Here is a 12,331-nt window from a genome sequence, read left to right on the forward strand (position 1 = left end):
GTCGGCAGTGTGCAGAGGAACATCTCGGTGCCCGCCTGGGCGGGTGCGCTGGCCGGATTGACGGCCGGTGGCGTGGCCCTCGGGCTGGCGCAGCTCGTGGCGGGGCTCTTCGGGCCGCAGACCTCGCCCGTCATCGCCGTGGGTGACGGCGTTGTGGATCTGACGCCCGCGCCGGTCAAGGACTTCGCGATCACGACCTTCGGCGAGAACGACAAGACGGTGCTCGTCTGGGGTGTTCTGGTGCTGCTCGCCGTCGTGGCGGCGGTCATCGGGGTGCTGGCGCGGCGGCGGCTCGCGTACGGGATGGCGGGGTTGGCGGCGTTCGCGGTGGTGGGGCTGGTCGCTGTCGTCACCCGTCCGGGCGCCTCGGTCGTGGACATTCTGCCGACGCTCGCGGGGGCCGCCGCCGGGATGTGGACGCTCGCGTGGCTGCTTCGCCGGGCCACCGTCCCCGCCGTCTCGGAGGCCCCTTCCGGCGAGGCCGAGCGGCCTGCCGTCATGCGGGGGAGCGGTGAGCCGTCGACCTTCGATCGGCGGCGGCTGCTGACCGGGGTCGCCGGGGGAGTGGTGGTGGCCGGGGTGGGGGCGGTGGCCGGGAGTCGGCTGGCCGGGTCCCGGGCGGTGGACATCGCGCGGGTGAACGTGGCGCTGCCCGCGCCCGCCACCCCGGCCAAGCCGATCCCCGCCGGCGCTGACCTGCGCATCGGCGGGTTGTCGTCCTTCATCACCCCGAATCGGGACTTCTACCGGGTCGACACGGCCCTCGTCGTCCCCCAGGTCGATCCCGAATCGTGGAAGCTGCGGATCCACGGCATGGTGGACCGGCCCGTCGAGATCACGTACGCAGACCTGCTGCGGATGCCGCTGACCGAGGCCGACGTCACGCTCACCTGCGTCTCCAACGAGGTGGGCGGGCGGCTCGTCGGCAACGCCCGCTGGCTCGGGGTCCGGATGTCGGAGATCCTGCGCCGCGCTGGTCTGCACGCCGATGCCGACATGTTGCTGTCAACCTCCGCCGACGGCTTCACCTGCGGCACCCCGGTGGACGTCGTCACGGACGGACGTGAGGCGCTCTTCGCGATCGCGATGAACGGCGAACCGCTGCCGGTCGAGCACGGGTTCCCGGTGCGCCAGGTGGTGCCCGGCCTGTACGGCTACGTGTCGGCCACGAAGTGGGTGGTGGACGTCAAGGTGACCAGGTTCGACCGGGACGAGGCCTACTGGACGCCGCGCGGCTGGGCGGCCAAGGGCCCGATCAAGACGCAGTCCCGCATCGACGTGCCGGGCTCGGGCGCCTCGCTCAAGCCGGGCCGTACGACGATCGCCGGCGTGGCATGGGCCCAGCACAAGGGCGTGGCGGCCGTCGAGGTGCGGGTGGACGGCGGCGCGTGGCGGGAGGCGAAGCTGGCCGACGTGCCGGGCCCGGACACCTGGCGGCAGTGGTCGCTGGACTGGGACGCGACGCCCGGCTCCCACACCCTCCAGGTGCGCGCCACCGATACCACCGGCTACACCCAGACCGAGCAGGTGGCCCCGCCGGCCCCGGACGGCGCGACCGGCTGGCACACGATCACGGTCAGCGTGGCCTGACCCCTTTTGGGCTACCGGCGTACGTGCAGGCGGGCCAGTGCCGGAGTGTCGTCGTCGCTGAGCTCGCGGCGGATCCGGCCGATGACGTCCTGGTCGAGCTTGCCCGCCACCGCCCCGAGGTCCGCGGCCGCCGGGCAGGTGAGCGCGAGGCGCAGGCCGTCGGGTCCCAGCCGCACCTTGGCCTTGCTCAGCCCGTCCACGTTCTTGAGCCCGACGTACAGCATGGCGGTGCCGGTGCCGTTGTGGGCGCCGCGGCGGCCCCAGCCGAGGCAGAGCAGCAGCCAGCGCAGCGCGGTCAGCGCGAGCAGGAGCAGGACGAGGGCGAGCGCCCAGAGGGGCCAGGCGGCGTCGGTCAGTGCGCGGGCGGTGTGCGCGGGCAGGACCTTGGCGTTCGGCGGCAGGCCGAGGAAGCGGCCGTGGCCGCGGAGCCAGGCGTAGACGCCGGCCGTGGCCAGCGTGCCGCCCACGACGGCGAGGCCGATGCGGTTGCCTCTGTACTGGCGCATGTCGGCTGTCAGCCGCCCTTCCCGAGCAGCCGGACGACGACCTCGCCGGCGCCGAACGTGCCGAGCCCGGCCAGGCGGTCGCCGACGGCGGTGCCGACCTGGCGGAGCATCGCGCCCGAGCTCTCGGCCTCCGTCACGACGGTGACCTCGATGGTGCGGCGGCGCAGCCGTACGTGGGCCCGCTGCACGCCGGGCACCTGCTGGGCGGCGGCCCGCAGGGTGCGGCGCAGGCCGCTGCGGGTGATGCCGATGACGATGAGCGGGTCGGCGGTCTCCACCGGCACGAGCCGGGAGCGGCCGGGGACGGCGGCGAGCAGCAGCATCAGCGTGCCCGTCCCGGCGAGGGCCAGGGCCGTCGTGGACGTCTCGGGCCACGGGGTGCGGCCCGCCAGCTCGGCCAGTTCGTTCAGCGGAACCCAGCCGAGCGGATGCCCGAGCAGCGCCGAGACCACTTCGGCGGCGCTCGCCCCGAGCCCGCCGGCCAGCGTGAGCGACACGACGGCGCCCGGCAGGGTACGCGCCGGCCTGAGCGCCCGCCGTGCCCGGCGCAGCGTGCTCTGCCGCGGAGCGGCGGGCGCACCGGGGGAGCGTTGCCGCTGGAGCGTGGTCATCACGAGCACCAGACGTACACGGGGGCCGGGCCGGGGGCGCTCCGGCCTCGCCGCCGGTTTGCCCGATCCTTACGGGAAGCCGACCGAACACGAACAGCGCTCATATTCATTTGTTCCGTATGTCGTTACGCTGCTCATATGGACGACCGCCGGCGTTACGACCATGCCACCGCTGAGCTGGAGCCTCCCTTCGCCATCCTCGACCTGGCGGCCATGCGCGCCAACGCGGCCGACCTCGTCCGGAGGGCGGCAGGCAAGCCGATCCGGGTGGCCAGCAAGTCGATCCGCAGCCGTCCCGTGCTCGAACGCGTCCTCGCCATGGACGGCTTCCGCGGCGTCATGGCGTTCACGCTGCCCGAGGCGCTGTGGCTGGCCGGGCACGGCTTCACCGACATCCTGGTCGCCTACCCGACGGCCGACCGGCACGCGCTCGCCGCCCTCGCGGCCGACGCCGAGGCCGCCCGGCGGATCACGGTGACCGTCGACTCCGTCGCCCACCTGGACTTCATCGAGCGCGCCGTACAGGGGCCCAAGGCCGAGCTCCGGCTCTGCCTCGACGTCGACGCCGGGTACGTCGCGCTCGGCGGCAGGTTCCGCGCGGGCGCGCTGCGCTCGCCGATCCGCCAGCCCGAGGAGGCCGCCGACCTGGCCGCCGAGATCGCCAAACGGCCGGGGCTGCGGCTGGTGGGGCTGCTGGCGTACGAGGCGCAGATCGCGGGCGTGGGCGACGCGCCGCGGGGACAGGCCGCCTACGCGCGCGCCATCCGGCTCATGCAGGCGCGCTCGGCCCGCGAGCTGATCGTCCGGCGCGGGCGCGTGGTCAACGCCGTGCGGCAGTTCGCCGAGCTGGAGTTCGTCAACGGCGGCGGCACCGGCAGCGTCGAGCTGACGGTGCGGGAGAAGGCGATCACGGAGGTGGCCGCCGGGTCCGGGCTGTTCCATCCCCGGTTGTTCGACTTCTACCGCCGCTTCACCGGCCGCCCGGCCGCGCTTTTCGCGCTGCCGGTGGTGCGCCGGCCCCGGCCCGACGTGGTCACGGTGCTCGGCGGCGGCTATCCGGCCTCGGGGTCGGCGGGGCCGAGCCGGCTGCCGCAGCCGTATCTGCCCGCGGGCCTGCGCTACGCCCCCGACGAGGGAGCGGGCGAGGTGCAGACGCCGCTGCTCGGGCAGGCGGCGCAGGACCTGCGGACCGGTGACCGGGTGTGGTTCAGGCACGCGAAGGCGGGGGAGCTGTGCGAGCGGTTCGACGCGTTGCACCTCGTGGAGGGGGACAAGGTCGTGGAGACGGTGCCGACGTACCGGGGTGAGGGCCGCACCTTCCTGTGACGGCCGGCGCCCGTCAGCGGCGACGGCGGCGCCGCAGGAGCGCGATGGCCGCGCCTACGACCAGCACCGCGCCCACCCCGATGAGCACCGGCGCCAGGCTGGGGCGGTCGTCCTCCCACACCTGGGCGGGGTCGTCGGTGTACTCGACCGGCCTCGGCGCGACCCCGAGCGCGTCGCCCACGGACGCCACGAAGTGCCCGGCCCGGGTCTTGACGTCGGCGACCGTGCGCTCGGCGACCCGCTTGGGGTTCACCCGGTCGGCGATGGCGTCGACCGTCTGCGCCAGCTCCGCGCGTGCCCGCGCGATGCGTCGCTCCAGCTCGTCGGGATCGGTGTCAGCCATGGCTCTCCTCTCGACCGTGCGCCCGGTCGTGATCAGTCTGTCAGGTCCGCGTGCGGTACGGCACGCCGGCCGGGCCGGTAGGTTGGCGAGAAGAACTCGAGGAGGGCCACATGACCGAAACCAAGCTCGCGCCCGGCGACGCCGCGCCCGAGTTCACGCTACCCACCGCCGCCGGCGGCGCCGTCTCGCTGGAGGACTACCGCGGCAAGCGGGTGATCCTCTATTTCTACCCTGCCGCGATGACGCCCGGTTGCACCAAGCAGGCCTGTGATTTCCGTGACAGTCTGGGCCGGCTGACCGCCGAGGGGTTCGTGGTGCTCGGGGTGTCCAAGGACAAGCCGGCGAAGCTGGCCCAGTTCGCCGAGCGCGACGGGCTGACCTTCCCGCTGCTGTCGGACCCCGAGTTGACCGTGCACAAGGCGTACGCGGCGTACGGGCTCAAGAAGCTCTACGGCAAGGAGGTGGAGGGCGTCATCCGCTCGACGTTCGTCATCGACGGCGACGGCAAGGTCGAGCAGGCCCTCTACAACGTCAAGGCGACCGGGCACGTGGCCTCGCTGAAGAAGAAGCTCGGCCTGGCCTGACCCGTGTAAGATTGGCCGGACTGCCGGGGCGGGCAGTTCACCAGGGGTCGTAGCCCAATGGCAGAGGCGCAGTCTTTAGGTGGCTGTCAGTGTGGGTTCGAATCCCACCGACCCCACGGTCAGCGGATTTCCCTCGGGAGATGGACGCCGGAGCGGCCATCTCCCGGTTTCAGGGCCTTCAGCTCAGCCGGGCCTGCGCGTACGCGGCCATGGCGTCCCGCATATACGCGGCCAGCCCGTCGGCGATCCGCTCGTAGTTCTCCCTGAACCGCTCGTCATCGACCTGCATCCGGCCCAGGTGGGCATACTGCTCGGCGGTCGGCGTCCAAAATCGGCTCAGCTGCCGGTAGTGGACGTCGAGCTCGGCGAGCACCGCGGGGTCGTCCACCGGGGTTCCCGCGGCCATGAGCTCGGCCATCCGGATCATCCCCGCCGTCGCCTCCTGCTGCATCCGGCCGAGCTCCTCGGGGGCCAGGCTGTCCAGGAGCTCCTGCTGCCCGGACTGCTCCCAGTGCCCGGGCCACTGCTCGCGGGCCTGCTCGCTGTAGCGGGCACTGTCGAATCCCTCGAACAGGTTCTCCGGCCTGCTGATTCTGGGCATACCGTCCTTCCCTTCGCTGTGCTCAAGCTCGGTGATGGTTCTGGCCACCAGGCGCGCCACCGCGTCCAGTCGGTCGCGCTCCTGGAGCACGCGCTGGTGATGCTCGCGCAGGGCGGCCAGGGGGTCGGTGTGCCGGTCGACGATCTCCTTGATCTCGGCGAGGCCGAGGCCCATCTCCCGCAGCACGAGGATCTGCTGCAGCCGCAGCAGCTGGTCCTCCTCGTAGTGGCGGTAGCCGTTGCCGCCGATCCGGGCGGGCTCCAGCAGCCCGATCTCGTGATAGTGGCGCAGCGTCCTCGACGTCACTCCCGACATCCGCGCCACCTCGGCGATCGACCACGCCATTGCCTGCTCACCGTCCCCGTACCGTTCACCAGGCCGGATCTTCCGGCTCCCTCGTGACGCTAGATATTGACGTAACGGCAGAGTCAAGCCGGCAGAAGTCTGGGTGGACGTTCCCTCTCATCGTCCTCACAAGGAGACAGGAATGCGCAAGTCGTACAAGATGGCCTTACCTGTCGTGCTCGCCGCAGGTCTGCTCGCCGCCCCGGGCCTGCTCGCGTCGTCCTCCGCCTCGGCGGCGGCAAGCTTGACCCTGACCGGAGGCGGGTGCGAACCGCTCGCGCGGCGGTTCCTCTGCGAGGTCTCCTTCAGCGGCGGCGTCGCGCCGGTCGCCGTGCGCTGGTACGTCAACGGCTCCCACGTGCCCTCGTACAACGACAAGACCTTCGTCTCGATCGGCTGTCAGCCCACCTTCAGGTACGACATCCGCGCCGTGATCAGCGACGCGACCGGGGCGTCCGTCGAGTTCAGCAGGTCGCCCACGTGCCGCTCCGGCAACCCGTGACAGCGGTCTAGCAGCCCACCCGCCGGCTGCTCAGCGCGATGTCGTCCATCCACACGTCGTAGCCGGCGGGGGTCGGGTTCGCCTGGTAGAGCTGCCAGCCCAGCTTGACCGTGTCGAACCGCGGGAAGACGAAGTCCACCGGGTTGCCGCCGTGCTCGCGGGTGGACACGGTGAGCTCCGGCTTGGCCACCCCGTCGAACCACAACGAGATCCGGTTGTCGGCGGCGTCCATGTGCCACTCCACGCAGGTCCACCTCCCGGCGACGGAGGGGGCGGTGGTCCGCCAGTTCGTCCAGTCGCCGGTGGGGCCGCCGTCCGCGCCGACACCCCAGTAGGCGGCTCCGCCGTGGGGCGGCGGGGCGTACTGGCCGCCGAGCGGGCGGACGACCTCGGGCCCTTCGCCGGTCGCCTCGACGAGCGTGTAGTGCGCCCAGTCGGGCGCGGTCGGGAACGCGGCGGCCCGCAGCCGCACCCGGCCGTAGAAGCTGTTGCCCGGCGCGGCGAAGTCGTCCACCTTCAGGAACGCGCGGCCGTTGCCCTCGGTGTGCACGCGCAGCACCTTCTGCCCGCGCCGTCCGTCGCGCTCGACGGTGAGCGTCCCGTGCTTGGTGTCGATGCCCCAGCGGAGACTGCTCGCGCCGCCCGCCGGCACGGCCTGGAAGTCCTCGCAGAACAGCAGGTTCGCCTTCGCGCACGTACGCGGGTCCGTCCCGGCCGAGGCGGGGTGGGCCGTCAGCGGCACCATCAGGACGGACGCGACGACACCGGCCAGCCATGCACGCACGTGGACTCCCTTTGCCGGGGATGTGGGTGAGCGGGAGTACGGTACGCCATCCGCTGCGGAGGGGAACACGGACGGCGACAGCCGCCGGCCAACGGCGCTGGTGGGGGAGCCGCGGCTGGGGAAACTTTCATCGTTCACCCGGGCGGCGTGGGCAGTTGCGGGCGTTCGTCGGTCCAGCCGATCTCCTGGAACGAGGAGGAGACACGAAGCTCTGCCTGCCGCCCGTCAGCGAGCTCGGTGGTGTTCGCCCTCACTTCGGAGAGAAGCAGGCCGGTGCTGGGATCGACCACGAGCCGAACCTCGGAGAACAGACCCGGCTCGATCTCCTCCTGGTAGCTGAGCAACTGCCCACGCCGGCCCAGCGGATCCGTCGTCTCCCCGACAGCCCGTATGGCGGGCAGGGACGCGAGGATCCGGTACGCGGACGCACGGGTCTCGGGCGAGGCCGGCAGGGTACTGATGATGTCCACACAGTCCCGGAGAAGGATGTGCTTCCTCGCCTCCTCCACGTCCATCCCGGATCCGGTCAGATCCAACCGGCCGATGCGCTCTTCCAGGTAGCTCCGGAGCGTCTCGGGCTCGCCCGGGACCGCGCGCAGCTCCTTCCAGGTCAACGATTCCCCGGCCAGGTCACCGACCGTCTTCCAGCGCAGCCGTTCGGCGGTTCGCTCACCCGCCGCCGCCTTCAGCGGCCCGAACGGGACGGCGAACAGGTTCTCCGTCTTCATGTCCTTGGGGTACCGCCAGCTGGTAGGCGACCCCGCGGCCCGCCACGCCACCTCGTCCTGCGGGGTCGCGGGCCTGACGCCGAGATCCTGGCCGATGCGCCAGCTCCGCAGACCCGTTCGCCCGGCCAGCCATACCTCTCCAGATCGCGCCGCCTCGAGCACGTAGCTGCGCGTGGGATCGGTCAACATCCACCGGGTGACCCCCTTGTAACGCCAGTAGTCGCCGCTCGCGGGGGCCTGCTCCGCGGCGACGGCGGCCGCGAGCAGGATCTGCCGGGCGGTCGGTTCGGCCGTCGCGGACGCCGACGTGCCGGGCTGAGGCGCGACGGAGATCGTGTTGCCGGACAGCATCGCGGGGGTGATGACCGCCACCGCGGTGGCGGCCGCGGCCAGGCCGAGCAGAGCGCGGCCTGGCCGCAGCAGAGCGCGGCCAGGAAAGCGCGGGAGCCGCCGTCGTGCCGGGTGCTCCATCGAGACGATCTCCGCCAGCAGCGCGTCCGCCCCCGTGGTGGACGCCCGGCCGGCCAGATCCTCGTCCCGCACTCGTGCCCGGTCCTTGAAAATCTGGTCGTTGTTCACCTTGACCTCTTCTCGATGAGCGGCCGTACCGCCAAGCCGGCGGCCGATGGACGGGTCTTCTCCAGGGCCTTGGCGAAGCGCTTGCGCGCCCGGTGCAGGCGGATACGGGCGGCGTTACGGGAGCAGCCCAGCACGGTGGCGATCTCGCCGGGGTCGAGCCCCTCCCAGAGAGCCAGGGCCAGCAGCTCACGATCGCTGTCGGCGAGCAGGTCCATGGCATCGTCCACGCCGTGCGGCTCACCGTTGGGAAAGGGGACGGCGTAAAGCTTGTCGATCTCGTCGGTGAGTTCGGTGTGCCGGGTGAGCCTGCGCCGCTCGCTCCGGCGGTGGTTGGCCAGGACCCGGCGGGCCACGCCGTACAGCCAGAGCCTGCCGGCGTCACCGTCGGGGAGCTCGGTCATCCGACGCCAGGCGATCACATAGGTCTCGGCCACGACGTCGGCGGCGTCCTCGGGCGAGGAACACCGCCGCACGGCGTAGCCGAGAATCTGCTCATAGGTCCTTCGGTACACCGCCTCGAACCGGGACCGGTCGTCTTGTTCACTCACGCGCCATCCTCGTCAGACCTTCCGAACGTTGCGGGCTTTCACTCCGTACGTGTCCGAGGGCGACGGCGGAATTTCAGGTCAGGGGCGAACGACTGAACCCAAACGATGCGGCCGGCCTCGTATGGGCGCGGTGGGCGCGGCTCGGTCGCCCGCAATTTCGGCGATCAGCAGGCGCGCGGCCACCAGGAGCGGCAGCAGGTCCGGGAAAGCCGCGAGGGGTGGACGGCTGTCATGGGGCTCCAGGTCCCAGGTGTCCCGGAGGACAATCGTCCACGGTACTCGGGCCGCCATGACCGTGACCGTGGGCGGAGGGGCCGGGCGGAAGCCGGCCGGACTTCAGACCGGGGCGCTCAACGGGGATCGGCGTGAGGGCCAGGGTCGCGCGGCGCTTCCTCATCGCCGCGCGACCCGGCATCGCGATCATGATCCGCCATCACGATCTCCCTTTACTCGCCCGCGGAACGGGCGCTCCCAGAGACAAGAGTGCCGCAAAGGGCGTAAGCCCTGTGTAAGACCTCCTCGATGTGCGACCTGGGTCGTAGGCGGACTTCCACCTCCAGGCGGACCAACCCCGGTCCGGGCCTGCATATCGTGAGGATGTGTTCGGCAGGGTACGGTCGTGGTCCCGCGGCCACGAGAAGCTGGCGAGCGCCCTGCGGGTCGCTCCCCTCGCGGCGCTGTGCGGGCTGTTCGCCGTGCCGTACGCGTCCTACACCCCGGCCGGCGCCGGCCTGATGCTCGGCGTGGCCGGTTACCTGGCGCTGTCGGCGGCGCTGCTGGCGCCGCTGCTGTGGCTGGCGCGGCCGGTCCCGTCGTACGCGCTGATCGCGCTGATCAGCTTCTGGCAGTGGCTCGCGGGCCTGGACCCGCTGCCCGCCAACCTCGCCGTGCTGGTCGCGCTCTGGGTGGTCGCCTACCGGTGCTCGTTCCGCTGGGGGCTGGCCGCGATGCTGGTGGCCGAGCTGGGGATCCTCCTGGCGCTGGTCAACTGGGAGTCGCCGTCGTTCGGGACGTTCTTCGGCGGGTCGGTGTTCGTGGTCACGATCTGGCTGTTCGGCCTGTACGCCGGCACCCGCCACCGCTACCTGGAGGGCCTGGAGGAGCGCGCGGAACGGGCCGAGCGCGAGCGGGACCAGCAGGCGCGGATGGCGGCCTCGGCCGAGCGCGCCCGCATCGCGAGGGAGCTGCACGACGTCGTCGCCCACAACGTCAGCGTCATGGTGGTCCAGGCCGACGGCGCGGGCTACGCCCTCGACCGCGATCCCGAGCAGGCCCGCCAGGCCGTACGGGCCATCTCCAAGACCGGCAGGGCCGCGCTGGCCGAGATGCGCCGGCTGGTCGGCGTGCTGCGCGACGACGAGCACCCCGACACCGACTACACCCCGCAGCCGGGCCTGGACCAGCTGGAGGAGCTGGTGCGCGGCTCGGGCGTGCCGGCCAGGCTTGTGGTGGCCGGCGCGCCCGGCGAGCTGCCCGAGGGCCAGCAGCTCGCCGTCTACCGCATCGTCCAGGAGGCGCTGACGAACGCGCTCAAGCACGGCGGCCCCGGCGCCCGCGCCCTGGTCGAGCTCGACTTCGACGGCCCCGAGCTGGTCGTGCGCGTCACCGACGACGGCAGGGGCGGGGCGGCGCCCCGCGGCGACGGCGGCCACGGCCTCATCGGGATGCGCGAGCGCGTCGGCATGTACGGCGGCGCGGTGACGGCCGGCCCCCGCCCGGGAGGCGGCTACGAGGTGCTGGCCCGGCTGCCCATGGCCAGGGCGGCGTGAGGGAGGCGGCTCCGGTGATACGGGTGATGCTGGTCGACGACCAGGAGCTGCTGCGGGCGGGCTTCCGCATGGTGCTGGGCGCGCAGCCGGACATCGAGGTGGTCGCGGAGGCCGCCGACGGCGCCGCCGCGCTGGAGCTGCTCGCCACGACCGAGGTGGACGTCGTCCTCATGGACGTGCGCATGCCCCACATGGACGGCGTCGAGGCCACCCGCCGCATCGACGGGCCGAAGGTGCTCATCCTGACCACGTTCGACCTCGACGAGTACGCCTTCGCCGCCATCAAGGCGGGCGCGGCCGGTTTCCTGCTCAAGGACGTGCCGCCGGACGACCTGCTGAGCGCCATCCGGCACGTGCACGCGGGCGACTCCGTGGTCGCGCCCACCACGCTGCGGCGCATGCTGGACCGCTTCGCCGCCCAGCTCCCGGCGCAGGAGCCGGTCACGGCGGCCGAGCTGACGCCGCGCGAGCGCGAGGTGCTGCTCTCGGTGGCGCGCGGCCTGTCCAACGCCGAGATCGCGGCCCGGCTGGAGGTCGCCGAGGCGACGGTCAAGACGCACCTCGGCCGGGTGCTGGCCAAGCTCGGGCTGCGGGACCGCGCCCAGGTCGTGGTGTACGCCTACGAGGCCGGGCTGATCGTGCCCGCCCATCGGCCGAAAGTCTGACCGGGGTCGTCCGGAGTCGCAGCCGAAGTCCCTCCTCAGGGCCCAGAGCAGGCGACATTTCCGCTTCTAGCGTTGGTCGCGTTGAAAAAGCGCGACAAGGAGCGACGAGTGACCCGCACCCAGGCCCCGCCCGCCGTGGTGGCCACGAACCTGACCAAGACCTACGGACACGGCGACGCCGCCGTGCACGCGCTGCGCGGCGTCTCCGTGGCCTTCCACACCGGGGCCTTCACCGCGATCATGGGGCCGTCCGGCTCCGGCAAGTCCACGCTCATGCACTGCCTGGCCGGGCTCGACACCGCCACCTCCGGCACCGTACACGTCGGCGAGGCCGAGCTGACCGGGCTGAGCGACCGGCGGCTCACGCTGCTGCGCCGCGAGCGCATCGGCTTCGTCTTCCAGGCGTTCAACCTGCTGCCCACGCTGACCGCCGAGCAGAACATCCGCCTGCCGCTCGACATCGCCGCCCGCCAGCCCGACCAGGCGCTGTACGACCGGGTGATCGACACCGTCGGGCTGCGGGACCGGCTCGGGCACCGCCCGTCCGAGCTGTCCGGCGGCCAGCAGCAGCGGGTGGCCGTGGCCCGGGCGCTGATCAGCAAGCCGCAGGTCATCTTCGCCGACGAGCCGACCGGCAACCTGGACTCGCGCAGCGGCGCCGAGGTGCTGTCCTTCCTGCGCACTTCCGTGCGCGAGCTGGGTCAGACGATCGTCATGGTGACGCACGACCCGGTCGCGGCCTCGTACGCCGACCGCGTGGTGTTCCTGCGCGACGGCGAGCTGGTCACCGAGGTGACCGCGCCCACGCCGCAGACCGTGCTGGACACGCTCGTGAAGCTGGAGGCGTGAG

The 12,331-nt window shown here is 72.3% G+C and carries 14 protein-coding genes and 1 tRNA gene; 8 read left to right on the top strand and 7 right to left on the bottom strand.

The features are described 5' to 3' along the window. The first annotated feature begins 9 nt into the window (after positions 1-9). Positions 10-1,590 (top strand): molybdopterin-dependent oxidoreductase, encoded by a 1,581-nt coding sequence (locus tag ACBR40_RS23105; protein WP_371250066.1) that lies wholly within the window; start codon positions 10-12, stop codon positions 1,588-1,590. Between the two features lie 11 nt (positions 1,591-1,601). On the opposite strand, the gene ACBR40_RS23110 is transcribed toward ACBR40_RS23105, so the two are convergent. After that, the gene (locus ACBR40_RS23110) at positions 1,602-2,096 is read right to left on the bottom strand and encodes a hypothetical protein (RefSeq protein ID WP_371250067.1); all 495 of its coding nucleotides are present in this window, start codon (positions 2,094-2,096) and stop codon (positions 1,602-1,604) included. A gap of 8 nt (positions 2,097-2,104) precedes the next feature. Further along, on the bottom strand, positions 2,105-2,707 hold the full coding sequence (locus ACBR40_RS23115) for a DUF6286 domain-containing protein (RefSeq protein WP_344209318.1): 603 nt from the start codon (positions 2,705-2,707) through the stop codon (positions 2,105-2,107). Between the two features lie 138 nt (positions 2,708-2,845). Here ACBR40_RS23115 and ACBR40_RS23120 point away from each other — a divergent pair, with 138 nt between their 5' ends. Then, positions 2,846-4,033, top strand: a complete 1,188-nt coding sequence (locus tag ACBR40_RS23120) for an amino acid deaminase/aldolase (protein ID WP_371250068.1) — start codon at positions 2,846-2,848, stop codon at positions 4,031-4,033. Between the two features lie 13 nt (positions 4,034-4,046). On the opposite strand, the gene ACBR40_RS23125 is transcribed toward ACBR40_RS23120, so the two are convergent. Next, positions 4,047-4,376, bottom strand: a complete 330-nt coding sequence (locus tag ACBR40_RS23125) for a DUF3618 domain-containing protein (RefSeq protein ID WP_344209314.1) — start codon at positions 4,374-4,376, stop codon at positions 4,047-4,049. Between the two features lie 110 nt (positions 4,377-4,486). Between ACBR40_RS23125 and bcp the strand changes: the two genes are divergently transcribed. Together bcp and ACBR40_RS23135 are read left to right on the top strand one after the other, a co-directional pair. Further along, the gene (bcp, locus tag ACBR40_RS23130) at positions 4,487-4,960 is read left to right on the top strand and encodes a thioredoxin-dependent thiol peroxidase (protein WP_344209312.1); all 474 of its coding nucleotides are present in this window, start codon (positions 4,487-4,489) and stop codon (positions 4,958-4,960) included. Positions 4,961-5,003: 43 nt separating this feature from the next. Continuing rightward, positions 5,004-5,076, top strand: a tRNA-Leu gene (locus tag ACBR40_RS23135). A 62-nt stretch (positions 5,077-5,138) separates the two neighbouring features. On the opposite strand, the gene ACBR40_RS23140 is transcribed toward ACBR40_RS23135, so the two are convergent. Further along, complete coding sequence (locus tag ACBR40_RS23140; protein WP_371250069.1) at positions 5,139-5,906, bottom strand: MerR family transcriptional regulator; 768 nt, start codon at positions 5,904-5,906, stop codon at positions 5,139-5,141. A 142-nt stretch (positions 5,907-6,048) separates the two neighbouring features. Between ACBR40_RS23140 and ACBR40_RS23145 the strand changes: the two genes are divergently transcribed. Then, complete coding sequence (locus ACBR40_RS23145; protein WP_371250070.1) at positions 6,049-6,408, top strand: hypothetical protein; 360 nt, start codon at positions 6,049-6,051, stop codon at positions 6,406-6,408. 7 nt (positions 6,409-6,415) lie between these two features. Here the strand turns inward: ACBR40_RS23145 and ACBR40_RS23150 are convergent, their stop codons facing one another. From ACBR40_RS23150 to ACBR40_RS23160, 3 genes are all read right to left on the bottom strand, one after another. Beyond that, positions 6,416-7,192: a hypothetical protein gene (locus tag ACBR40_RS23150; RefSeq protein WP_371250072.1), complete on the bottom strand. Its 777-nt coding sequence runs from the start codon at positions 7,190-7,192 to the stop codon at positions 6,416-6,418. Between the two features lie 134 nt (positions 7,193-7,326). After that, on the bottom strand, positions 7,327-8,499 hold the full coding sequence (locus ACBR40_RS23155) for a CU044_5270 family protein (RefSeq protein WP_371250074.1): 1,173 nt from the start codon (positions 8,497-8,499) through the stop codon (positions 7,327-7,329). Then, the gene (locus tag ACBR40_RS23160; RefSeq protein WP_344209302.1) at positions 8,496-9,047 is read right to left on the bottom strand and encodes a sigma-70 family RNA polymerase sigma factor; all 552 of its coding nucleotides are present in this window, start codon (positions 9,045-9,047) and stop codon (positions 8,496-8,498) included. Before ACBR40_RS23160 ends, ACBR40_RS23155 begins: the two co-directional genes overlap by 4 nt. Before the next feature lie 599 nt (positions 9,048-9,646). Between ACBR40_RS23160 and ACBR40_RS23165 the strand changes: the two genes are divergently transcribed. The 3 genes from ACBR40_RS23165 (at position 9,647) to ACBR40_RS23175 (ending at position 12,330) form a co-directional block, all read left to right on the top strand. Next, the gene (locus ACBR40_RS23165; RefSeq protein WP_371250075.1) at positions 9,647-10,816 is read left to right on the top strand and encodes a sensor histidine kinase; all 1,170 of its coding nucleotides are present in this window, start codon (positions 9,647-9,649) and stop codon (positions 10,814-10,816) included. A gap of 14 nt (positions 10,817-10,830) precedes the next feature. Continuing rightward, positions 10,831-11,481, top strand: a complete 651-nt coding sequence (locus tag ACBR40_RS23170; protein ID WP_371250076.1) for a response regulator transcription factor — start codon at positions 10,831-10,833, stop codon at positions 11,479-11,481. Positions 11,482-11,589: 108 nt separating this feature from the next. Next, positions 11,590-12,330 carry an ABC transporter ATP-binding protein gene (locus ACBR40_RS23175; RefSeq protein ID WP_344209296.1) on the top strand — a complete coding sequence of 247 codons (741 nt, stop codon included), beginning with the start codon at positions 11,590-11,592 and terminating at the stop codon, positions 12,328-12,330. Position 12,331 lies beyond the last annotated feature (1 nt).

Source organism: Nonomuraea sp. AD125B (assembly GCF_041402765.1).
Classification (GTDB): Bacteria; Actinomycetota; Actinomycetes; order Streptosporangiales; family Streptosporangiaceae; genus Nonomuraea; species Nonomuraea bangladeshensis.